This window comes from Myxococcus eversor, assembly GCF_010894455.1.
Classification (GTDB): Bacteria; Myxococcota; Myxococcia; order Myxococcales; family Myxococcaceae; genus Myxococcus; species Myxococcus eversor.
In genome coordinates, this window is the sequence record NZ_JAAIXY010000041.1 from 1 (window position 1) to 22,481 (window position 22,481).

Genomic DNA, 22,481 nt, shown 5'->3' on the forward strand with positions numbered 1-22,481 from the left:
AGGAGTTCATCATGCAGATCAAGACCAAGGTTCGTGGCGGTCCCCGTGGCTGTGGCGGTACTCTTCCCTTCCCCGGCCCCATCCTGACCACGACGGACGTGCTCAACTAGTTCTCGTCGGACGCCTCACGGTGTCCGGATAGGACGTAAGTCGCCGGCGGGTGATGTATCACCCGCTGGCGACTGTCATTGCGGGCAATGCCATCCACCTGGAAGCTGCCTCCCTCAAGGGAAGCGCGCTAGGCTGGGGGCATGACCATCCATGTCCAGTTCTACGCCTGGCAGGCCGCGATTGTCGGCAACGCCCGGCTGCGAGGTCTGGAGCTCCGGGCGCTGATGCTCGAGGACCCGTATGCCGGGGTCTTCCAGCGCGGGCAGAAAGAGCCCTTCCGGGGCTTCAAGGTGGAGGGGGGCTTCGAGCCTTCCTTTTATTCCTGGTTCGACTCAATGAAGGCCCGAGGGCTCGTCGCCATCCGCTCGCTCGGCTCCCATGAGCCGGCTGACTGGGTCCTCGCCTCACCGCCACCCCCGCTTCCCAGGCTGCCGGAGCTGGTGCTCGTGTTCCCGGACCGGAACGTCTGGTACCGCCACGTCTTTCCGTGGCCGGGGGCCGACGGCAAGGTGAAGGGGCCCGAGGAGAGCTTCGAGGAGGCGCCGGAGGAGACGCGCGCCTCGGCCGTGCCGTCCGTGGAGGACGCGGAGCGGGAGCTGCTCGCGGCCACCCGGGCCTATGTCGACTTCGTCGGGCCCAGGGCCCGGGCGGATGACTCGACGGACATGTTCTACGCGACGATGGGGCGCACCGCCCTGGAGCGCCTGCTGGACGATGAGGCGCGGTTCCGCGAGCGCCTGGGGGTGCTGCGGGACGAGCAGAAGCGGGAGTACCAGCGCCGGGCCCGGGACTGGTGGCCGGTGCAGCCCGCGACGAGGGCCATGCGTCCGCTCTACCTGGAGAACGCGGCGAAGAACCTCCAGCTCGACGACTACCTGCGCGTCATGGAGGACGCGGGGCTGTCCTGGCGGGCCGTCCGGCTGGCCTGCGCCGCCCAGAGCCTGGTGCCCCTCAACATGCGCAACGAGCGCACGTCCGAGGAGGCGCTGCCGCCCTATGTCAACGCGCCGGGCTACGTGCCCATCGCCGAGCGGTTCTCCCTCGCGGCGCGGAGCGCTCGCAACGCGGCGGTGAACGCGACGACGTAGCCCCCGGACGCCTCACCGTGGCGAGTCCCCCGAGGTGCCCGGCGGAGAGGGCGCGGGGCGGGTGAGGGCGTCCGAAAAGCCTCCCGCGCGGCGGGTGACGCAGACGTGGAAGCCCTCCACCGTGCCGCAGGAGACGGCGTCCCCCAGGCGCTGGAACGCCTCCAGCCGGGCCGGGTCGACGACGTACACCGTGTCCGCGGCGAGCTGGCCCCGGGCGACGTCGGCCAGGAGCGACTCGCAGACCTCCGTGACGCGCGTCTCGCTGAGCCGGGCCGGGTAGCCGCTGTTGGTCGTCAGGCCCCGCCGGTACGCCAGGTCCCCGAAGCTCACGTAGTCGCGCTCCACGAAGGCGCTCTGGACGCATGGCGACTCGGAGAGGTGCACGTAGGGGGGCACGAGGACGAGGTGCCGGAAGGACGCGTCGATGAGCGCCCACCCGGGCGCCTTGAGCCGGGGCCAGGGCGTGGGGGCGAAGTGGTTGCGCGTCCAGAGGTCCGTGGTGTCCAGGGCCTGGAGCAGCACCGCGCCCAGGAGCAGTCCGGTGGCCACGGCGGGGCGCTGGCGCCAACGCCACAGGGTGAAGGCGAGCAGGCCCGTCAGCACCGCGTAGTGCAGGGGCCAGATGAAGCGGCCCGAGGCGCGAAAGGGGCTCAACAGCGGCAGCAGCGGCGCCACGACCTTGCGAATCGACAGCACCGTCCCGCCCGCCACCGTCAGCACGGACGAGAACGCCAGCAGGGCGAGCAGCAGCAGCACGATGACGAGCGGCGTCCTGGCGCGCAGCTGCTCGCGCACCTGGGGGGCCAGGCCCCGGGACTTCCAGAGCGCCGCCACGGCGAGGGCGAGGACGCCCGTGCCCAGGTAGCCGAAGCCCTCGTACTGGCCGGCGGCGGTGGGCAGGCCCGGCAGCATGCGGGACCAGTCCATCGGGTTGACCAGGGTGAGCAGGTCGGAGCTGAAGTGGCCGAAGCCCGCGGACCCCGAGCGCACGCCCAGGCCCACATAGCCGAAGAGGACGAACAGCGCCGCCGGCACCGCGCACAGCACGGCGAGCGCCAGGGCCGCCTCGCGCCGTGACAGGTGCTGCTCCTTCCACGTCACGGTGGCGAGCAGGGACAGGCCGAGGGCGAAGACCATCACCTCCAGGTAGGGGTGGATGCCGGAGGCGAGCGCGTTGAGCAGGAGCGCCCACGCCAGCGACGTCCATGCCTGCCGGGGGCTCGCGCGCGGACGCAGGTTCAGCCAGAGCATGCCCGTGAGCAGCCACTGCGCGCACAGGGTGTCGTGCCCCGTCCGGTACAGCAGCACGGGCGCGAGGACGAACAGGGCGCCACCGAGGAAGCGCTGGAGGACGTTCGGCGTGAAGAGGCCCGTCAGCTTCGCGCCCAGCCAGCCCTGGAGCATGAAGCACAGGGCGAGCCACGGGCCGATGAACTGGAAGTCCCGGGGCAGCCAGCGCGTGAAGGGCTTGAGCGCGAGCGACACCCACGGATTCGAGTCGGAGAGGGCGACCGTCATGGGCAGCGGGCGCAAGAGGCTCGGCGTCTCGCCGAGCGGAAAGCCCCAGGGCGCGTCGCGGAAGTGCATCCAGCCGAGCGCATGCTGCGCGAAGTCTCCTCCCAGCCAGTCCAGGTGGGTGGGATTCAACGTGGGGCCACCGCCCACCGCCAGGTACCACAGCAGGCCGAAGGACGCCGCCAGGAGGGGCGCCACCCAGGCCCACGAGCCCTCCATGTCCGAGCGCGTGTCCGGACTCAAGAGGCGCTTCCGCGTGAGGAGGGCGTCACGTCGAGGAGCGCTGAAGTCATGCTGCGAATCGCGGTCATCACCACCTGCTCGGGGCTCCTGGCATGCACGGGCCGCCCACTCTAGCGGAGCGGGGGCCGGGTGCTTACCACAGCATGATGGCGGACTCTCCCGCTCGCTCCTCGTAGAACAGCCGCAGCCGGACTACGTACTCGCGCCCCCGGAACAGCTTCAGCTTCAGGGCCGCGTTGGTGCCCAGACCGCTGTCGTCGTCGCCAGCGAGGAAGCGCAGCCCCGTGGCGCCCTTCTCGAAGAGCACCATCACCGTGTCGGAGACGCCGAACGTGCGCAGCTCATACGTGCGCGTCTCCTTGGGCGCGAAGGTGAAGTCGCGCTGCTCTCCGGGCTTGATTCGCAGGCGCACGGATTCGAAGGGCTGGAGCGCCGTGTAGTCCTGCTCGCTCAGGGCTGGGTAGAACGTCCGGGCCCACGCCTTGTCCTGGTCCGACAGGCCGCCCTTCGGGGAGAGGCCGTCGCGGAAGTACTCCACGGGCTCCTTGATGAGGCCGGGCTGGAAGGGGTACTCCATGACGGAGTCCGGGTCCCAGGTGGAGCCCTCCACCGCGCTGGCGGCAATCTTGCGGATGATGTTGTGGAACGTCGTCTCGCGGCTCCAGCTGTTGGGCGGCCGGGCCAGCGCGGCGTAGACGGCCTCCTCGTCCCAGACGATGCCCGCGTGAGGGTTCTGGTGTTCGTGCGGGAAGCCGAGCGTGTGGCCGATTTCATGGATGGCCGTGTCGATTTCGCGCGGGTGCTCCGTGAGGTCCCAGCCGAAGTTCATCGTCCTCGCGTCCTGCCCCTGGGCGAGGATGTCCCGTCCCACGTAGGACCAGGCGCCGTCGTCGCGCATGAAGCCGATGCGCACCTCGGCCTCGTCGCGGGAGGCCACCTCCTGGAACTTCAGGCCCAGCCCCACCTGCGTCCAGCGCTCGAAGGCGGCGCGCACGACATCCTTCTCGGTGTCCGTGGTCGTCCAGGGCACGAAGCGCGTGGTGCCGTTGGCCAGCCGCACCTCCTCCCCATCCGTGGGCTTGTCGAAGAAGTAGTAGTGGAGGACCGTGCCATTGGCCCACTTCTGCTCATTCATGCGGATGAGGCGGAGTCGCCGCGCGTTCAGGTCCGGAGGCAGCGGACGCTCCGGGACTCGAGGCAGCGCGCAGTAGGCATGGCCTTTCGCCTGGGTGACTTCGCGAGGTGACTCGCGGCCCGTCCTTCCCGCTGTCCTCGCGCGAGGCGCGGCCTTGCGGCCTTGGCGCACGGGAGGATTGGACGTGGGCTCCGCCTGCTTTTCGCGAGGCTTCGCCCGGCCCCTTCCTCGCGTCGTGCTCGCATTCCGTCGGTGTCTGTCCGTCATCGTGACTCTCCCCTGGCGGAGGGATGCTTTTTCCGCCCGTGGGAGGGAGTGTCGCGGTGGGACCTGTGACGGCCTGGCGCGGGGAGGGGCGCGGCGATGGCTCGGCGCGAGGCACGCCGAGCCAGGGAGCAACCGTGATGCGTGGGGACTTCCGAGCCGTCAGCCTACCTTGGCGATGGCCTGGGCCTGGGGGGCGGCCTGCGCCGGGACGATGTAGCCCGCGGCCGTGAGAATCTCGGCGGCGGCCTCGGCGACTCCGGCCTGTACCGCGCTGGCCTGGGGAGGCTTGCAGTACACGCCGATGCCGAGCACGGGGCCGTGCACGGTGAACTCCGCCACCTCGACGCTGGGGGCGGGCTTCGCCTGGACTTCCGGCACCAACGCCACGCGCTCCTCGAACGCCCGCATGAGGCCCTGGATGTCACCGCCGTGCACCAGGGGGACCTTCACGACGATCTTGCGGTGCGGGTGGTGGCTGAAGTTGATGATGTTGTCGCTGAAGAGCCGGTTGTTGCCCACGGAGATGCGCAGGCTGTCGGAGCTGTCGATGGTGGTGGCGAACAGGCCAATCTCCTGCACCACGCCCGTCGCGCCTCCGGCCGCGATCTCGTCGCCCACGCGGAAGGGCCGCAGCACCAGCAGGAAGATGCCCGCCGCGAAGTTGGAGAGCAGGCCGGACCAGGCCGTGCCGATGGCGATACCCGCGGCCGCCAGCAGCGCGGCGAATGACGTGGTCTCGAACCCCATCATCCCCAGGATGCCCAGCAGCAGGAGGATGGTCATGGCACCGGTGAACAGCGATTCGATGTAGCGGATGAGCGTGGCGTCGAACTGCCGCTTCTGCAGCGTGAGATTCAGCACGCGCCGGAAGGTGTTGATGACGGTGCGACCCATGAACCACAACACCAGGGCCCCGGCCGCCTTGAGGATGAAGGGGAAGGCCTCGGCCAGAGCCAGCGTCTTCAACTGCGCGATGATTTCGTCCATGACATTCCTGAAGTGACGGGGAGTCCACGTGGGTGGAGCGCCAACTTCACGGGTGCGCATGTGCAGCCGCCGGGCCAGCGATGAATCCGTGAGTAAGTCCGCGAATGTAAAGCGCCTCTTCGGACGAGGGCCCGGTGGACCCAGGGCCTGACACACCCTTGGACGCGTCAGCCGGGGGCGCTGACACGTCAGCGGGGCGCTGAGAGCAGGCGCTCCACCGCGAGCAGCACCGAGGCGGCGCTGGCCGGATTCTTCACGAAGGCCGCGGGGTTGAGGTTGGACAGCCGGCCCATCAGCGAGTCCGGTCCGCTCACGTTGACCATGATGGTGCGCGAGCCCGCACGACCCGCGGTGCTGAGCACGTCGAGCGCGGAGCCGGTGTCCACCACGATGATGGGTGCGGGCTTGTCGCTGTCCGTGACGACGCGCAGGCCCTTCTGATGGAACAGCTCCGTGATGAGCGTCATCAGCCGGGCGTCCGACAGGCGCACCAGCACGGGGACGCGCGTGTCCAGCTCCACGGCGGTGGCCGCCTGGGGCGCGGGGCCCTTGCCCAAGTCCCGCACGTCCTTCGTCAGGAGTTCCATCACGTCTGTCTTCAGCACGCCGCGCACGCGCTTGAGCAGCGAGTCGTCCTGCGTGAGGAAGGACTTCAACCGGCGCTCGGCGTCCGGCGGGAGCTGGGTGAAGGCCACGCCCATGGCGTCCTCGCGGGACCAGACCACCTGCCCCAGGGCGCGCAGGGCCTGGTGGGGCAAATCAGGCAGGGAGATGCGCAGCTCCAGGGTGCTGCCCGTCGGCAGCGCGCGCGTCGTCCGGATGGCGAGTCCTCCGGTGCCGATGTTCTTGCTGTACGCGCGCACCACGTCGTCCTGCGTGCCGAACGTCAGCTCCAGCACCGCGTCCGCGCGGGCGGGGCGCGTGGGGAGGGGGCTGCCCTCGGGTGGCAGCGCGCCCAGCTCCAGGAGCACGTCGCGCAGCAACTCCAGGCGTTGTTCTTCATCGGGGCCGAGCGGTTGGGTCCGCTGTCTTCCGAGCAGGGCCTTGTACTCCTCGAGCGCGTTGACGCGTGGACTTCCCATGGGGCCCCCCTGCCTGCCTGGATTTCCCCACAGCCTGCCATGTCAACGCGAGGTCACGCGAGAGGTCCGCTTCCACCCTGTCGTGATGGGTACACCCTGGTATAGCGGGGCGCATGGACGTTCCCAGCGCGCTCCCTCCTCGCCCGGGTCTGCTGACGAGTCTGCTGCGCTGGGGAGTGGCGTGCGCCGCGATGCCTCCCTTGCTCACCCCGGCGCTCCTCCTGGGGCCCGTGAGTCCCGGTGCGTCGGACGCGCTCATGCGCGCCTGGTGCCTCTGGGCGCGGCGCGTCTTCGGCGTGGACGTGGAGGTGGTGGACCACAACGCGGGCCGGTACGACGACGCGGCATACGTCTTCCTTCAACTGAACCAGACCAGCCTGGGCGAGACGTTCGTGACTCCCCCGGCGCTTCCAAGACCCTCGCTCATCTTCATGAACCTGGGGTTCGCGCTGTTGCCCTTCGCGGGGTGGGTGCCGGTGGCGCAGGGCTCCACGGTGGTGGTGCGGCGGTGGCACGCGCAGGCGCGTCGCGCGGTGGACCGGGCCCAGGAGGCGCTGCGGCGGGGCGCCAGCTATTACATGTCCATCGAGGGACGGCGCAGCCCCGACGGCGCGCTGGGGCCCTACAAGAAGGGCGCGGCGGTGCTCGCGATTGGCGCGGGGGCCACCATCGTCCCCATGGTGTTCCATGGCGTGCGCGCGGTGCTCCCGCATGGCGAGTGGCGCGTGAGTCCGGGGCGCGTCCGTGTCGAGCTCCTGCCCGCGATTCGCACGGAGGGCCTGCGCTACGAGGACCGGGATGCGCTCGTCGAGCGACTGAGGGAACTCGCGGAGGCGCACGGGTTGGGTCGTCCTCCGGGTTGAGCCGCGCGCGTCAGGGCTCGCCCGAGTAGGCTGGGCGCATGGCCTACCAACGCAACCCGGTGAAGGCGCCCCGCGTGTCGGGGCTGGCGCTCAAGGCATTCGTCAACACCCTGGAGAGTGGGGTTGGCGGGCCCGTGCTGGAGAAGCTGGTGCGGGACAGTGGCATCACCGCGTGGCGCGAGCTGCCCGCGGGGGACGCGCCGCCGCTCCAGTTTCCGCTGCCGCACGGCGCCCCCGCCACGCAAGCCCAGTCCCCTCAAGAGCAGGCCGCGCGCGCCATCGCCGCGCAGGCCGTGACGCCGGAGCGCGAGACGGTGGGCTCGTTCGCGCGCGCCTATCGAGAGGGCGGCGTGGACCCCGTCGCCGTGGCGCGGCGGTTGAACGAGGCCATCGACCGGCTGGAGCGCGGCGAGGGGCGGATGGGCTGGTTCATCGCGCGCAAGCCGGACGAGGTGCTCCGCGCCGCCGAGGCCTCCGCCGAGCGCCTGCGCGCCGGACGTCCGCTGAGCGTGCTGGACGGCGTGCCCGTGGTGCTCAAGGACGAAGTGGACCTGGCGGGCTTCCCCACGACGCTGGGCACGCGGTTCCGCAACGAGGTGACCACGGTGGACTCCACGGTGGCCGCGCGCCTGCGGGCCGCGGGGGCGCTCCTCCTGGGCAAGGCCAACATGAACGAGATTGGCATCAACCCCATCGGGTTGAATCCGCACCACGGCGCCGCGCGCAACCCGTGGAACCGGGGACACATCACCGGAGGGAGCTCCAGCGGCTCGGCGGCCGTCGTCGCCGCGGGGCTGTGTCCGCTGAGCATCGGCGCGGACGGTGGAGGCTCCATCCGAATCCCGGCGGCGCTGTGCGGCATCGTCGGCCTCAAGGCGACGTGGGGCCGCATCCCCGAGACGGGCGTGCCGCCGCTGTGCTGGAACGTGGGCCACGTCGGGCCCATGGGGCTCACAGTCGACGACGTCGCGGCGATGTATGCGCTCCTGGCCGGGCCCGACGGCAAGGACCTGGTCGCCCAGACGCAGCCGCCGCATCACCTGTCCGGTTACGAGCGCGCGGACCTGACGGGAGTGCGACTGGGCATCTGCTGGCCCTATTTCGAGGACGCCTCGCCGGACGTGGTGGCGCGCTGCAAGGAAGCGGTGCGCGCCCTCACCGACGCGGGCGCGACGGTGGTGGAGATACCCGCGCCGGACTTGAACACGGTGCTGTGGACGCACAGCTGCATCATCCTGAGCGAGATGGCCGAGTCGATGCTGCCGCACTCGCGTGCCCATTCGGCGGACTTCGGGCTCGACTCGCGCACCAACCTGGCCATCGGCCGGCACTTCCGCGCCACGGACCTGATTCATGCGTTGCGCCACCGCCACCGGCTGACGCGTGAGCTCCTGGCTGTCATGGCGGGCGTGGACGTCATCGTCACGCCGTCGACGGCCACCACCGCGCCGCTCATCCCGGAGGGGACGCTGCCGGATGGCGAGTCCAACCTGCCCGTGGTGGACGCGCTGATGCGCTTCGTGCGCGAGGGGAACCTGACGGGCTTCCCGGCGCTGTCCGTCCCGGCCGGCTTCGACCGCGCGGGGCTGCCGGTGGGCGTCCAGCTCATGGGGCGCCCGTATGAGGAGCACCTGCTCCTGCGCCTGGGCCGCGTGGTGGAGCGTGCGACGGCGGCGCGCACTCCCGCCATCCACGTCACTGCCTTGCGTTGAGGTTGAGCGTGGGCCTCGCGTGCCCGCCTCGCTCCGTGGCTTGGGCGAGGTGGCGCGCCGGGTGAGTGAGCGTTCTCCGCACCGCCGCGCGTTGAGCTTGGGCGAGGTGGCACGCCGGGTGAGTGAGCGTTGCTCCGCACCGACTCGTGCTGAGCTTGAGCGCGGCGGCGTGCCGGGTGAGTGAGCGTTGCTCCGCACCGACTCGCGCTGAGCTTGGGCGCGGCGGTGTGCCGCGTGCTACTTCGCGGGCCTGGCGCGTCGGCTCTCCCGGGTCGACATCTCCAGGGTTCCGTCGGCGGTGACGATGATGTCGCCGCCCTCGCAGGAGACGAACAGCCGGCCGTCTTCCATCATCCCGGCGACCTTGGGCGCGCTGGGCAGCGTTCGCCAGGGCTCGGTGACGTAGGTGTCCGCCTTGGAAACGATTCGGTAGAGCATTCCGCGATGGCTGGAGAGGTGGGCCAGCCCCGTGACGGCGACGAGCGTGTCACCGATGCGATGGATGGACCGGACGTTCTCCTTCAGCAGCATCGTGGTGGTGCCCTTCGCCGTCTGATGGACCAGCTCGCCTCCCCACTCTCCCCGGTCCGAGCCCAGCAGGTGTCCGTTGGCGACACGCAAGCCGCAGCCCGCCCCCAGCTTCTGGATGGACGCGCGTCTGTCCTCGCGGGCGGGCATCTTCACCGTGTACGACAGTGGCTTGAGGGCTTCGGCGGAGAGCTCATCGCTTCCCGGAACGAAGGGCGGCTCGACGGCGTCGCCCGGCTCGTATTCCGAGTACCGGTAGGCGAGGAACTCCGAGGGGAAGTGCGTCTGCTCGGTGTATGTGGCCTCGCCCCGGATGACCTTGATGGCGTGCAGCGCCGCCTGGCGCACGTAGGGATACCAGTGCGTCTTCGCGACCCGCTCGAGCGGGTCGATGGCTCGCGCGTCCTTGAACCTTCCGAGCGCCTCGATTGAAACGAAGACCCGCTGCCAGTCCTTCGTGTCCTCGAGCAGGGAGATGAGCAGTTCGGTCGCCTCCGTGTACCGGAGGTAACCCATGGCGCGAACCGCCGCGACGCGAATCTCCCAGTTGGCGTGGGACTGCAGCTCGACGAGGACCGCACCGGCCCCGCGTCCGTTCTCACGGAGCGCCGCCAGCTCCCGCAGCAGGGGGATGCCAGGCGCGGTGCGCAGGTGCTGGGCGAAGAGCGCCGCCTTCAGCTCGGGGACGATGTTCGTGAGCGCCGCGCCGACGTCGTTGCTCAGGCGGGGCGTCTTGGCGCGAAGTTGCTCCAGCCGTGGCGCCACGGGTTGGGCCCGAAAGCCCAGACACCCCACCAGCCGTACCGCGTGGCCGCGGTTCTTGATGTGGAGCTTCGGCGCCTCCGCCACGGCCAGGAGCGGCTCGATGGCGGTAGTACCCGCGTCCTGCTCCATCTCCCGCAGTATCTGGCACGCGCTGTCGACGAACGCCGGCTTCCGGGGACTGGCGTCGCGCAGCGACTCCACGAGCGCGAGGGCTCCCTTTCCTCCCGCCATGACGAGAGCGCCGGAGAGCTGACTCTGGGAGGAGGGATATTCATGGAGGGTCTCCACGAGCACCTCCAGTGCGCGCGGTGTCCCCACGCGGCCCACGGCCCGTTCAATCCACGACGTGCCCAACTGCCAACCTTCGACGAGCGCGTCCAGGTGCTCATCGGTGAGCCCATCGATTTCGGACAGGGTGTAGGCCGCCAGCTCCCTCACGGCTTCCTTTTCGCTGGTGAGCATGGCGAGCAGCGGAGGAATGGCGGTGGCTCCATAGGCCTGGAGGGCCGTGGCCATGGCCTGCTCCTCCTTGTCCATTCCCGGCTCGTCGTCCGAGCCCGCGACCTCCGGGAAGCGCTCCAGGAGGTCCGCGAGCGGCTCGCGTGCGCCAGGCGCTGGTGTGGTGCCGAGGGCCAGCGTGGTGGTGAAGGCGATGATGAGGGCGACGCTCAAGTCCAGACCTCCGAGCCTCGCGAAAGGGTGCCAGGCCCGCCGCGAGGGGCGATGGCAGCCTACACCCGGAGCATGACGCTGGAGGGGCGGGAAGGGAGCGACTGGCCCGAGCGCCGCATGAGCCGGTTAGCATGGCGCCATGTCGGAACGGGGAGACGCGGGGCGCCGGGCAGGGGACGACGGGCCCACGATGGACGGCAGCGAGGCGCGGGAGGAGCACCGCGCGCACGCTCCAGTCCTGGGGACGGCGGAGACGTTGATGGGCGAGCGCTTCGACTCGTTGGAGTTGCTGGGGCGCGGGGGGATGGGAGAGGTCTACAAGGCGAGGGACCGGCGGCTGGGTCGCTTCGTGGCGCTCAAGTTCGTGCGGGACGCGGACCCGGACCGGACGATGCGCTTCCTCCAGGAGGCTCGTGCGCAGGCGCGCATCGTCCATCCCCATGTCTGCCGGGTGTACGAGGTGGGCCGCGTGGGGACGCGGGACTTCATCGCGATGCAGCTCGTGGAGGGCACCCGGCTGGACAGCGTGGCGCCCGACATGACGCTGGCCGAGAAGGTCCAGGTGATGCGGGAGGTCGCTTCGGCGATGCACGAGGCGCATCGGCTGGGTGTCATCCACCGGGACCTCAAGCCCGCCAACATCCTGGTGGAGCGGCAGGAGGCCCGGCACTGGTTCCCGGTGGTGATGGACTTCGGACTGGCCCATGACGCGGACCTGGAGCAGGGCCTCACGAGGACGGGCGCGGTGCTCGGCACGCCGTCGTACATGGCGCCCGAGCAGGCGCGTGGAGACCGGACTGGCGTCGACCGGCGCACGGATGTCTACGGGCTGGGCGCCACGCTGTACGAGCTGTTGACGGGCGTGCCGCCATTCCGGGACAGCACGTCCGTGGGCACGCTGCACCAGGTGCTGCACGAGGACGTGGTTCCTCCGCGCCTGCGCGTGCAGGAGGTGGCGGGAGATTTGGAGACCATCGTCCTGACGTGTCTCAACAAGGACCCGGCGCGCCGGTATCCCTCGGCGCGCGCGCTGGCGGAGGACCTGGACCGGTACCTGGATGGGGAGCCCATCCTCGCGCGGCGGCCCGGGCTCGTCGCGCGGTGGCTGCGGCGGGCGCGCAAGCACCGGGCGCTCGTCGTCGTCTCCGCCGTGTCGTTGGTGAGCGTGCTCGTCGTGTCCTCCCTCGGCGTGCGTTCGTGGAGTCAGTCCGAGGGACGCGCCCGCCTGGCGGAGCACCTGGGGCAACAGGTGAAGGACGTGGAGTGGCTGATGCGCGCGGCCTTGATGGCGCCGCTGCATGACACGCGTCCGGAGCAGCGGCTCGTGCGTGAGCGGATGGCTCAGCTCGCGTCGGCACCACATTCGCTGGGGGTACATGGCGAGTCGCTGGTGCACTACGCGCGGGGGCGCGGTCATCTGGCGATGGGAGAGCTGGAGCAGGCCCGCGAGGAACTGACTCACGCGGCGGGGTTGGGGCTGGATTCTCCCGAGCTGAACCTGGCGCTGGGGAAGACGCTGGGGGGCCTGTACCTGCTCGCGATGGAGACGGCGCGACGACGGGGCGGGCCCGAGTGGATGGCCGAGCATGCGCGGACGCTGGACGCGGACCTCCTCAAGCCCGCCCTCCGCGCACTGGAGCGGGGGCAGGGCGCGGCGGGGGAGTCGCCCCGGCTCCTGGCGGGATGGATGGCATTCTATCGCCAGGAACTGGATGTGGCGGAGGCCGCCGCGTCGGAGGCGGAGGCCGAGACTCCGTGGCTGCTGGAGCCTCGGATGCTCGCGGCGGATGTGGCTCATGCGCGGGCCATGGAGCGGCTGGGGCGTGGAGACCACGAGGCCGCGCGCGCGGACTTCCTGGAGGCGACACGTCGGTACGAGCAGGCGCTGGAGCTGGCGCGCAGCGATGCGCGAGGCCACGAGGCGCTCGCGGAAGCCTGGCTCCAACTGGCGGACCTGGACCGGAAGCAGGGACGCTCGCGCAAGGACTCGTTGGAGCGGGCGCTGGCCGCGTGTGAGCGGGCGCTCGTCGCGTCGCCCTCGCGTGCGTCCGCGCACACGAAGCGCGCCCTGGTGTTGATGAATGCCTATCGCGCGGCGACTCCCCAGGATGGGAAGGAAGAGCCGAAGCGGCTGCTGGGAGAAGCCATTGCTTCCGCCTCGCGTGCCATTGAACTGGAGCCCCGGGATGTCCTCGCGTACGACACGTTGGGCTTCAGTCTCTTCCTGCGAGGGCTGCTGGTCGCGCGCGAGGGCAGAGACCCTGGCGCGTCGTGGGACGAGGCCATGGCTCAGCTCACCCGGGCGCTGGAGCTGGAGCCGGCCTACCCCTGGGGACACAATGACCTGGCGCTCGTGCACCGCTGGAAGGGCAACCATCAGCGTGAGCACGGTCTGGACCCTCGCCCCGAATACGAGGCCGCGGGGAAGCACCTGCGGCTCGCGCTGCGCACGGACCCCCGGTACCTCTTCGCTCACTCGAACCTGGCGGAGCTGCACAACGCGCTGGCGACGTATGCGTTGTCACGAGGCGAGGACCCGGGCCCGGACGTGGAGCGGGCCTTGGAAGCAGGGCAGGGCGCGCTCGCGTTGGATGGTCGTTTCTACTCGGCGCTGAACGAGGTGGCGCTGGCCGAGCTGACCCGCGCCTCGTACCTCATCGACCTGGGAGGCGACGCGAGTCCCGCGCTGACGCGGGCGCTCGAGGCGCTCGGCCGCTCACTGCGCATCAACGCGACGTCGGGGCGCACCCACTTCCATGTCGCGGCGGTGCACTTGTCGCGGGCGGCCCAGGCGGTGCGCGATGGGCAGTCTCCCGCGACTGCGTTGGAGGAGGGGCGCCGGGCCCTGGAGGAGGCGCTGCGCCTGGATTCGCGTTGCGCGGATTGCCGCGTGGTGGGCTCGCGGCTGGCGCTCGTGGAGGCGGAGTGGGCTCGCCGAAAGGGGCGGGACGCGGTGGGGCTGCTCCAGTTCGCCCGTGATGAAGCGCGGCGCGCCGTGGCGCTCTATCCGTATCTCGAGGCCCACCTGGCACTCGCACGGGCGTCATGGAAGCTGGCGGAGGTGCAGACTCCCTCGGCGGCGCGAGTCACCGTGTCCGAGGGCCTCGGACAGGTGGAGCTGGCGATGCAGCTCGACCCGAATCAGGCACAGGCTCAGTCGCTGCGTGCCGGCTTGTTGTTGTTGGAGGCGCGGGCGAACTCCACGCGGGCGGAAGGGGTTCGTCAGGCCAAAGCCGCGCTCGCGCGGGCCCTGGAGCTCAACCCCTTGCTTCGTCGCGAGTACGCCGGACTGGTACAGGCGCTGGAAGTCGAGAAGCCATAGTCCAGGTCCGCCGCAAGGCCTGCTCGGAGCAGTTCGTGCGAAGGGGCAGGGGCACTCCCAGTGGACAAGGTGGAGAACCTCTACGGCATTCTCCGCCTCGTCCACGCTCGCCTCCGCCGCGGTGATGTTGAAACCCGCGCTAGCGTCGAGGCGGCAAACCCGTCGAGAGCTTGGCGTTGTCCCGCCAGAGGACCTGCTGTCCCGGCGGCGCCTCACAGCGTTCGATTCGGGGGCCATGCTCCGGATGCAGGGGAATCTCCGGGTGGCGCCGGTGCTCGGGATTGAGGCAGACCGCGCCCTTGGGACTCCAGAGCGCTTCCAGGAAGTCGGTGCGCTCGATTCCATCCTCCGCGTCCCGCCCAAAGCCATACTCGTCTCGCTTGAGGATGCGAGTGCCCGTCAGCGTGTAGCTCTTGAGGTCTCCCTGGCCCACGAAATAGGCCGCGCGCTTCGCCTGGAGACAGGACCCATAGACAAACTCACGCCGGGGGTCGGCCGCTCCCGTCTGGGAGTTCCAGGGGCTGTAACCCCAATCCAGGCAGGTGACGATGGCACCGGACTCGCACCCCAGCGTGGTGACGTTGGCGTCGGCGGTGACGGCCGCATTCATGTCATCCACCACCCGGCCGGGGAGGATGCCCACCCTGCCTCGCGCGGCCCCTCCGCAGGGATTCGTCCAGGCTGGATGATTGCCATTGGGGTCTCTCAGCCGGTGTCGCACCTCGTACTTCTGGAGCCGGAACGGCGGGAGGAGCTGGTCGGCCTCCACCGGAATGAGCTGGAGCTCGAAGTACGTCTCCTCGTCCGGCACGTTCCGGAAGAGCACGTCGAACGTGAAGCCCGCGAGCGCCGCCCCCTGGAGGGTCTGGATGTCCTCCGGCTTGCTGCACTGCACGCGCGAATGACAGTAATTGACGACGAGCTGGTCCCCCTTGCCCTGGATGCTGTGAATCGCCACGAAGCTGGCCGGCCCTCCCTGCGGCGTGCGCTGGAGCTGCCCCGGCAGCACCCCCCGGATTGTCGGGGTGTAGAAGAACGTGTTCATGAGGCGGTCCCTCCCCCTGAGCACCACGTCGCCGGGACCGCGATTGACGAAGGCCTCCGGGCAGAACCGGGACTCCGTCCCCTGCTTGAAACAGAAGTCGCTCCCCTCGACGATGTAGATGCCCTGGCCGTTCGAGTTGTCCGGGATGCACTGCCCCGTCGGACACTCCATGGGCGCCAGCGGTGACGCGTCAGGCGTCAGCGGCGGACAGTCCTCGCCCCTGCACTTCGTGACGGGCAGCTTCGTCTCCGAGTCCGTCACGTACTTGTCCCCCACATCAGGCCGCTGGGGGTTCGGGTCCGGCGGGAGCTGGAGGGGCTTGAGGCAGGCGCTCGCGCCGAGGAGCGCCAGTGTCGCCAGCAGAATGGGTCCGGTGGTCCGGTGGGCTCCCCGTACGGGCGCCGTGATGTCGTCAGTCATGTTCCTCATGGTGTGGTGTCCCCCTGCTGTCTCTCGGTGCGAGCGCCCCATAGCGAGCGCCGTGCCATGGTTGAACGGGCCCCCGACATTCCCATCGTCCTCGGGAGGACGTCCTCGCCCGGGGCCCCTGGCGCTCTGGAGCTGGCACAAACGCTGGCACCGTGTGCCACGGACTGGCGCGTATGATGGCACGGCATGGAACACGACGGGTCGACGCTCCGGCCAAGCGCTGAGGGAGGAGGGCAGGGGGCCTCGGACGCGGCGCGCGTTCCCGGGCTGGTGCGCCTCTTCGGTGGAGGCACGGCGTTGGCCGTGGCGCTCCGGATACCGCCCGAGGGCCTGGAGCTGGGACGAGGCCCCCTGCTGGGCGAGGTCCAGGACCCGAGGATGTCGCGCCGCCATGCTCAGGTCCGCTTCGATGGGAAGCACTTCCAGGCCGTCGACCTGGGAAGCCAGAACGGAACCTGGGTGGATGGGGAGCCGCTCGCTCCCGGCGCGCCTCGCGAGGTGCGCACGGTGCTGCGCATGGGGGACTCGCTCTTCGTCCCGAGCCTCGACGTGAGGCCCCTGGAGGAGCACGGCGTCGTGCTGGTGGACGGCTTCGTGCGCGGCCCGGGGGGGCGGCGGCTGCTCGCGGAGGTGACTCGCGCGGCCGAGCTGGGCTTCTCCCTCCACATCCATGGCGAGAGCGGCGCTGGCAAGGAGGGCCTGGCGCGCGCCTTCCATCAACATGGCCCCCGGCGCGAGGGCCCCTTCGTCGCCGTCAACTGCGCCGCCATTCCCGAGGGCATCGCGGAGCGGCTCCTCTTCGGAGTCCGGCGCGGCGCGTACTCCGGCGCGGAGGCGGATGCCCTGGGGTACCTCCAGGCCGCCGATGGCGGCACGCTCTTCCTCGACGAGGTGGTGGAGTTGGACCTGTCCGTCCAGGCCAAGCTGCTGCGGGCCCTGGAGACGCGCGAGGTGCTTCCCCTGGGGGCCTCCCGGGCGAAGACGGTGGACGTGCACCTGTGCTCCGCGAGCAACAAGGACCTGCGCGCCCTGGTGGCCCGAGGGGGCCTGCGAGAGGACCTGTACTTCCGCATGGGCCGCCCGGAGGTGGTGGTGCCACCCCTGCGCCAGCGTCCCGAGGAGCTGCCCCTCCTGCTCCAGCGCGAGGCGGAGCGCGTGGCCCCGGGGCTCGGGCTCCACGTCTCCCTGGTGGAGCAGTGTCTCCTGCGGCCCTGGCCGGGAAACATCCGCGAGTTGCTGGTGGAACTGCGTGGCGCCATCCAGGGCGCGCAGCTCCAAGGGGCCACCCGTGTGGAGGCTCGACACCTGAGCCCCACCGCGGGGACCGCCTTCGGCCCGGGGAGCGCCACGCCTCCGAGCGGCCCCGAGCCCAGGCCCGAGCCGCGCGCGGAGGCGCCCGAGCCTGATGAGCGGGCCCGACTGGAGGAGGCCCTCCGTCAGCAAGGGGGCAACGTCTCCGCGACGGCGCGCGCGCTCGGCCTGCACCGCACCCAGCTTCGTCGGCTGCTGCGCAGGCATGGGCTCGACAGCGCGGAGACGACACCCGAGCCGGAGTAATGGCGCGCGCCGTGCGTGATTTCCCGCGAGGGAGTGTTCGATATTCCCTGGCGCCGCCGTCGAACGTGGATGTCTACACTCAGGATGGACGGCGCTGTTTCAGGCTGCTTGCAAATTTTGCCATTGTATTGACTGCGAGGCCCTGTGTGCACTTGAGCTGGTAAATCAGGAAAGGCCTGCCAGGATGCCGCGCCGCGCTCAAGGGCCCGCGACACGCCAGACGTCAATCCCTATCATCCGGAAGCGGGCAGGAGGAATCGTTTCGTGCAACTGCGTCGACAAGTGGGTTGGGCGCTGGTGGCGTCCCTGGTGTCCGCGTGCGGTCCCTCCGCGCGGTCCGCGCCAGAGACGGAGACCGAGGGCGTGGTGGCCTCGCCGCTCGCGGAGCTGGTCGTCAATGGCACCTTCGGCGGCGGGACGGCGGCTCCGGACCCGTGGGAATGACGAGCGGCTTCTACCTGGACCCCAACTCGAACTCCGCCAACTGGGTGCGAAGCAACGGCGGGGACGGGCGCGCGGCACGCATCCAGTCATCCATCGCGAGCAAGCCGGGGGCGCGCTGGTTCGGCAACTGGAGTGGGGACATCGCCTCGGCGGTGTCTGGTTTCGTCACCGCCGCGGACACGGCGGACAAGCTGCCGGTGCTGGTGGCCTACAACATCCCCGGGCGCGATTGCGGCAGCCACTCGGGAGGAGGCGCGGGCAGTCCCGAGGCCTACCGTGCATGGATTTCAGCCTTTGTCACGGGCCTGGGCAGCCGCCCGGCCATCGTCATCATCGCGCCGGACGCGCTCGCCCAGCTCGACTGTCTGCCCAATGAGACGGAGCGGCAGACGCGGCTCGGCCTGTTGCGCTATGCGACGGAGCAGTTGAGGGACCGTGCCCCCAACACGTGGGCCTATATGGATGGCGGCAACGCCAACTGGATTGCCGCAGACACCACGGCGCAGCGACTGGAGTCCTCCGGGGTCCGCAACATCCGGGGCTTCGTGCTGAACGTGTCGAACTTCTTCACCACGGCCCAGTCGACGACGTTCGGGGCGTCGGTGAACAGCTCGCTCAACTCGCGCTATGGCTACACCAGGCCCTTCGTGGTGGACACCAGCCGCAACGGCAACGGCCACAATGGCGAGTGGTGCAACCCCGGGGGCCGCAAGCTGGGCGCGCTGTCGCAGGTGGGCGGGGGCGCGGAGATGCTCCTGTGGGTGAAGGTCCCCGGGGATTCCGATGGGAATTGCGGTATCGCTCCGTCGATTCCCGCGGGCCAGTTCAGCCCCGACATCGCCACCCGCCTCATCGACGGGATTTGAGTCCGCGCCCGTCGCTCCGGGAGCGTGGCTTGCTCCCGGGGCCGGGTTGGCTAGCCGCGCTTCGGGAGCAGCCGGGACAGCTCGCGGTCCAGCGCGGCGGCGAAGCGCTGGCGGTCCTGGGCATTGAAGCCGTTCGGACCGCCCGTGACGACGCCGCTCTCCCGCAGCTCCTGCATGAAGTTCCGCACGGAGAGCCGCTCGGCGATGTTCTCCTCGGAGAACAGCTCGCCGCGCGGGTCCAACGTCACCACGCCCCGTGGTACCAGCAGCGCCGCGAGCGGGATGTCCTGCGTGACAGCCAGGTCTCCCTTCTGCGCCGAGGTGGCGATGTGCTGGTCCGCCACGTCGAGCCCGGCGCCCACCTGCACGGTGGAGACGAACTCCGAGCGGGGCAGGTTCATCGACCGGTTGGCGACGAACACGAGAGGCACCTTGAGGCGCTGCGAGGCGCGCAGGAGGATTTCCCGGACGGGGCCCGGACAGGCATCGGCATCGACCCAGATTTTCATTCGGGCGGCATCCTCGCGTGGAATTCCCGGGCGGTGCGCTGGAATCGTCGACACGGCACGTCACTGCTCCGACGAGCGCTCACTGGAGGACGGGGTGCGCACATTCGCTGTGTGTCGTCGTGGACGAAGTGCTTGACGACGCGGGAGTGCGGCGCTCGGATGCGCGCCCATGTCCCAGCTGCTCACCCGCGCTGAATCGTCGAACTACGCCGAAACCTCGCGTCACTCCCACGTGCTCGCCTTCGTCGACGAGCTCTGCCGCCGTACGAAGCTCGCCCGACGGGTGGACTTCGGAACGAGCGGCGAGGGCCAGCCCCTGGTGGCGCTCATCGTGAGTGATCGCAACTGCTTCACACCCGAGCTGGCGCGCAAGCAGAAGAAGGTCGTCGTGCTGGTGGAGGCCAACATCCACTCCGGCGAGGTGGAGGGCAAGGAAGCGGTGCTCGCGCTCGCGCGGGATTTGACGCTGACGAAGCTGGGCGCGAAGTTGCTCGACAGGCTGTGCCTGGTCCTGGTTCCCAACTTCAACCCGGACGGCAATGACCGCATCAGCCCCAACAACCGCAAGCTCAACCTCAAGAGCCTGGAGGGGCAGGTCAACCCCGAGGGCGGCGTGGGCACGCGCTACACGGGCGAGGGGTGGAACCTCAACCGCGACAGCACGAAGCAGGAGGCGCCGGAGACGCGCGCCATGGCGAAGCTGCACCAGACGTGGTGGCCGGAGCTGTTCATCGACTGCCACACCACGGACGGCAGCATCCACGCCTTCGATTTGACGTACGACACGTCGCACTCGAACGAGCCGCTGTTCCAGGAACTGCGCGACTACAACCGGGCCATGTTGGATCGCGTCTCCGAGGCGGTGAGCAAGCGCCACGGGTTCGAGAGCTTCTGGTACGGCAACTACCGCGAGGAGGACGTTCCCGCCTCGGGCTGGCACACGTACCCGGCGCTGCCGCGCTTCGGCAGTCACTACCGGGGGCTGCTCGGGCGGCTCGATGTGCTGCTGGAGACGTACAGCTACATCGACTTCCCGCGCCGCTGCGCGGTGACGCGGGCGTGGTTGCTGGAGCTGTTCCGCGAGGCTGCCCGGAGCGCGAAGGCGTTCCGCTCCGTCACCGAAGGCCAGCAGCAGGCCATCATCGCGCGCGGGACGACGCCGGACCTCCAGACGCAGGTGGGCATCAACTACGGCGTCGCCACGCGGGATGAGGAGGGCGCGCTGACGTTCGACTACCCGGCGTATGCGAAGGACGGGGACCTGGCGCGCATCCAGGCGTTCGACGAGAAGAGCATCGCGGAGCATCGCTTCCCCGGGAAGAAGCGCCGCGTCTACCGCGTGCCGCACCAGCGGACGTTCATCCCGACGCAGGCGGTGAGCACGCCGGAGGCGTACCTGGTGCCGGCGGAGCTGGCGCCTCGACTGGAGGGGCACGGGATTCGATTCGAGGTGCTCCCGAAGGCGCGCCACTTCCTGGTGGACAGCTACCGCATCGCCCGGCGCGAGGAGACCTTCAGCCCCGACGTGGCGGCGAACGTGCCCGCAATCGGCGAGGCCGAGGTGCCGCTGAGCCAGAAGCCCAAGCCGGTGCGCTTCGAGACGGTGCTGACGGTGTCGCCCGAGCGGACGACGCGCGAGTTCGCCGAAGGGACGCTCTACGTGCCCACGGCACAGCGCGCGGGCACGCTGGCCGTGTACCTGCTGGAGCCGCACTCGGACGATGGCTTCTGCCGGTGGCAGTTCCTGGACAAGCTGCTGGAGGTGGGCGGCATCTACCCCGTGCACCGGGTGGTGCGTCCCGCTCCGGCCCCGAAGAAGGCGGAGTGAAGCGGGCAGCACCGGGGCCCTGACGTCAGTTGGGGCTCCATCAGGGGCGGCCCGTGAGGAATTGAATCCGGGGCCCGCGCAGAGCCACAGTGCAGGGTTCAAAAGGGAGGTTTCCGTGAGGAAGTCCGCCGGATTGAGTCTGTTGTTGATGATGGGCGTGGGCTGCGCGCATTCGTCTGGAACGTCTAAGGACGTGGTCTCCACCGTGGCCGCCAGGACCTCCCAGGAACTGTCCCAGCGCGCGAGCAAGGCCTATGACGCCGAGGACTTCGCCACCTGTGCCGACCTGCGCCGACAGGCCGCGGAGGCCATGACGGACGCGGGCCTGCGCTCGGAGGGGTACTACTCCGCCGCGAGGTGCTCGGCCATGGGCGGTCGCCCCGATGACGCGCTCACCTTCCTGAAGCGTTCGGCCGGCGAGGGCTACCTCTCCGTGGAGCAACTCCAGTTCGACCCGGAGCTGGCCTCGCTCCGCTCGCTGCCAGGCTGGACGGAGGTGGTGTCTGCCGTCCAGGCCAACCTGGACAAGGCGGACGCTCCACCCATGCCCCTCCCCGTGCTCATGACCATCGACGTGTCACGCTCGCGTCGCGCCGACGCGGCCTCGGTCATCCAGATGCTGGGCCTGGAGGTGGGTAAGCCCGTCGTCGGCAGTCGCCATCTGCTGAAGAAGCGCCAGGAGGCCCTGCGTCAGCGATTCAATCTCGCCTATGCCGAGGTGGGAATGATTGCGTTCTTCGCGGAGGACTTGAAGGGACAGGCCTTCGCCAGCGTGGACCTGGTGGACGCCGAGGATTCGCACCGCTTGAGTTTCCTCCCCATTCCCACCGGACACGTGGAGGACCCGGAGGGGCTCGTCGCGCAGTGGCTGGAGTACGACGACAAGGTGGAGCAACTGATGATCAGTGGCGGGTTGAACCCCGAGCAGCCAATGACCTGTCGCGTCGCTCACTGCACCTTCGGCTTCGGTCACCCGGAGCTCGCGCCCTACGAGCCGCGCTTCGTCGAGAAGGCGCCGGCCGCTCGGGAGGCGCTGCTGCGCGTGTTGCGAGAGGACGCCGATGCGAACCGACGCGCGGCGGTCCCCTTGGTGTTGGGCTATGCCGGCACGCCGGAGCAGATCATCGGGTGGCTCGTGCCCTTCTTCAAGGACCCGGACTCCGGCGTGCGCAACAACGTCGTCCGCGCGGTGCTGGCCTTCCAGGAGGCGTTGGCGCGGCCTGTCGTCGACCTGCCCGTGGTCTTCGAGGTGATGACGATGCCGAGCGTGATGGACCGGAACAAGGGCACCTACCTGCTGGAGATGGTGCTCGTGAAGCTCACCCCCGATGAGCTGAAGGCCCGTCGAGCGGAGGTGCTCCAGAAGGTCGGCACCCTGCTCGTGGACATGTCCGCCTACCAGCAGCCCATCAACCGCGAGCCCGCGGTGAAGGTGCTCCGGCTGCTCTCTGGCGAGGACTTCGAACGTCCCGAACAGTGGCGGGAGTGGCTGTCACGCCAGGGCTACTGAGCT

At 69.8% G+C, this 22,481-nt stretch carries 15 protein-coding genes and 1 pseudogene; 9 read left to right on the top strand and 7 right to left on the bottom strand.

Annotated elements, in window-relative coordinates; translation table 11 throughout:
* Positions 1-251 precede the first annotated feature (251 nt).
* Positions 252-1,199, top strand: a complete 948-nt coding sequence (locus G4D83_RS44640) for a hypothetical protein (RefSeq protein WP_163871075.1) — start codon at positions 252-254, stop codon at positions 1,197-1,199.
* Positions 1,200-1,211: 12 nt separating this feature from the next.
* Here the strand turns inward: G4D83_RS44640 and G4D83_RS44645 are convergent, their stop codons facing one another.
* From G4D83_RS44645 to G4D83_RS44660, 4 genes are all read right to left on the bottom strand, one after another.
* Positions 1,212-2,957, bottom strand: a complete 1,746-nt coding sequence (locus tag G4D83_RS44645) for a DUF6311 domain-containing protein (RefSeq protein ID WP_240357179.1) — start codon at positions 2,955-2,957, stop codon at positions 1,212-1,214.
* A 133-nt stretch (positions 2,958-3,090) separates the two neighbouring features.
* Positions 3,091-4,359 carry a M12 family metallopeptidase gene (locus G4D83_RS44650; RefSeq protein ID WP_163871076.1) on the bottom strand — a complete coding sequence of 423 codons (1,269 nt, stop codon included), beginning with the start codon at positions 4,357-4,359 and terminating at the stop codon, positions 3,091-3,093.
* Positions 4,360-4,518: 159 nt separating this feature from the next.
* Positions 4,519-5,346 carry a mechanosensitive ion channel family protein gene (locus G4D83_RS44655; protein WP_163871077.1) on the bottom strand — a complete coding sequence of 276 codons (828 nt, stop codon included), beginning with the start codon at positions 5,344-5,346 and terminating at the stop codon, positions 4,519-4,521.
* Between the two features lie 188 nt (positions 5,347-5,534).
* On the bottom strand, positions 5,535-6,428 hold the full coding sequence (locus G4D83_RS44660; protein ID WP_163871078.1) for a PilZ domain-containing protein: 894 nt from the start codon (positions 6,426-6,428) through the stop codon (positions 5,535-5,537).
* Positions 6,429-6,619: 191 nt separating this feature from the next.
* Between G4D83_RS44660 and G4D83_RS44665 the strand changes: the two genes are divergently transcribed.
* Both G4D83_RS44665 and G4D83_RS44670 read left to right on the top strand, forming a co-directional pair.
* The gene (locus G4D83_RS44665; RefSeq protein WP_163871079.1) at positions 6,620-7,291 is read left to right on the top strand and encodes a lysophospholipid acyltransferase family protein; all 672 of its coding nucleotides are present in this window, start codon (positions 6,620-6,622) and stop codon (positions 7,289-7,291) included.
* 38 nt (positions 7,292-7,329) lie between these two features.
* A complete protein-coding gene (locus G4D83_RS44670; RefSeq protein ID WP_163871080.1) occupies positions 7,330-9,003 on the top strand; it encodes an amidase in 1,674 nt (557 codons plus the stop codon).
* Positions 9,004-9,240: 237 nt separating this feature from the next.
* Here the strand turns inward: G4D83_RS44670 and G4D83_RS44675 are convergent, their stop codons facing one another.
* A complete protein-coding gene (locus tag G4D83_RS44675; RefSeq protein ID WP_163871081.1) occupies positions 9,241-10,968 on the bottom strand; it encodes a HEAT repeat domain-containing protein in 1,728 nt (575 codons plus the stop codon).
* 139 nt (positions 10,969-11,107) lie between these two features.
* Here G4D83_RS44675 and G4D83_RS44680 point away from each other — a divergent pair, with 139 nt between their 5' ends.
* Entirely contained in the window at positions 11,108-14,290 is a 3,183-nt protein-coding gene (locus G4D83_RS44680) for a serine/threonine-protein kinase (RefSeq protein WP_163871082.1), read from the top strand.
* 139 nt (positions 14,291-14,429) lie between these two features.
* On the opposite strand, the gene G4D83_RS44685 is transcribed toward G4D83_RS44680, so the two are convergent.
* Entirely contained in the window at positions 14,430-15,755 is a 1,326-nt protein-coding gene (locus tag G4D83_RS44685) for an ADYC domain-containing protein (protein ID WP_163871083.1), read from the bottom strand.
* A gap of 312 nt (positions 15,756-16,067) precedes the next feature.
* Between G4D83_RS44685 and G4D83_RS44690 the strand changes: the two genes are divergently transcribed.
* The 3 genes and pseudogenes from G4D83_RS44690 to G4D83_RS44700 form a co-directional block, all read left to right on the top strand.
* On the top strand, positions 16,068-17,321 hold the full coding sequence (locus G4D83_RS44690) for a sigma 54-interacting transcriptional regulator (protein ID WP_240357180.1): 1,254 nt from the start codon (positions 16,068-16,070) through the stop codon (positions 17,319-17,321).
* 264 nt (positions 17,322-17,585) lie between these two features.
* Entirely contained in the window at positions 17,586-17,765 is a 180-nt protein-coding gene (locus G4D83_RS44695; RefSeq protein WP_163871085.1) for a hypothetical protein, read from the top strand.
* Positions 17,741-18,631, top strand: a pseudogene (locus G4D83_RS44700) (glycoside hydrolase family 6 protein); the annotation flags it as partial. The gene G4D83_RS44695 and the pseudogene G4D83_RS44700, both read left to right, overlap by 25 nt.
* 50 nt (positions 18,632-18,681) lie before the next feature.
* Here G4D83_RS44700 and G4D83_RS44705 read toward each other — a convergent pair.
* A complete protein-coding gene (locus G4D83_RS44705; protein ID WP_163871087.1) occupies positions 18,682-19,140 on the bottom strand; it encodes a YaiI/YqxD family protein in 459 nt (152 codons plus the stop codon).
* 169 nt (positions 19,141-19,309) lie between these two features.
* Between G4D83_RS44705 and G4D83_RS44710 the strand changes: the two genes are divergently transcribed.
* Positions 19,310-20,968 (top strand): M14 family metallopeptidase, encoded by a 1,659-nt coding sequence (locus tag G4D83_RS44710; protein WP_163871088.1) that lies wholly within the window; start codon positions 19,310-19,312, stop codon positions 20,966-20,968.
* A gap of 115 nt (positions 20,969-21,083) precedes the next feature.
* Entirely contained in the window at positions 21,084-22,478 is a 1,395-nt protein-coding gene (locus G4D83_RS44715; RefSeq protein WP_163871089.1) for a HEAT repeat domain-containing protein, read from the top strand.
* Positions 22,479-22,481 lie beyond the last annotated feature (3 nt).

What these genes read in the sequence shown, in the direction of transcription:
- G4D83_RS44640 (WP_163871075.1), top strand. Translation starts at nt 252, where the DNA reads ATGACCATCCATGTCCAGTTCTACGCCTGGCAGGCCGCGATTGTCGGC.
- G4D83_RS44650 (WP_163871076.1), bottom strand. Translation starts at nt 4,359, where the DNA reads ATGACGGACAGACACCGACGGAATGCGAGCACGACGCGAGGAAGGGGC.
- G4D83_RS44655 (WP_163871077.1), bottom strand. Translation starts at nt 5,346, where the DNA reads ATGGACGAAATCATCGCGCAGTTGAAGACGCTGGCTCTGGCCGAGGCC.
- G4D83_RS44660 (WP_163871078.1), bottom strand. Translation starts at nt 6,428, where the DNA reads ATGGGAAGTCCACGCGTCAACGCGCTCGAGGAGTACAAGGCCCTGCTC.
- G4D83_RS44665 (WP_163871079.1), top strand. Translation starts at nt 6,620, where the DNA reads ATGCCTCCCTTGCTCACCCCGGCGCTCCTCCTGGGGCCCGTGAGTCCC.
- G4D83_RS44670 (WP_163871080.1), top strand. Translation starts at nt 7,330, where the DNA reads ATGGCCTACCAACGCAACCCGGTGAAGGCGCCCCGCGTGTCGGGGCTG.
- G4D83_RS44680 (WP_163871082.1), top strand. Translation starts at nt 11,108, where the DNA reads ATGTCGGAACGGGGAGACGCGGGGCGCCGGGCAGGGGACGACGGGCCC.
- G4D83_RS44685 (WP_163871083.1), bottom strand. Translation starts at nt 15,755, where the DNA reads ATGACTGACGACATCACGGCGCCCGTACGGGGAGCCCACCGGACCACC.
- G4D83_RS44705 (WP_163871087.1), bottom strand. Translation starts at nt 19,140, where the DNA reads ATGAAAATCTGGGTCGATGCCGATGCCTGTCCGGGCCCCGTCCGGGAA.
- G4D83_RS44710 (WP_163871088.1), top strand. Translation starts at nt 19,310, where the DNA reads ATGTCCCAGCTGCTCACCCGCGCTGAATCGTCGAACTACGCCGAAACC.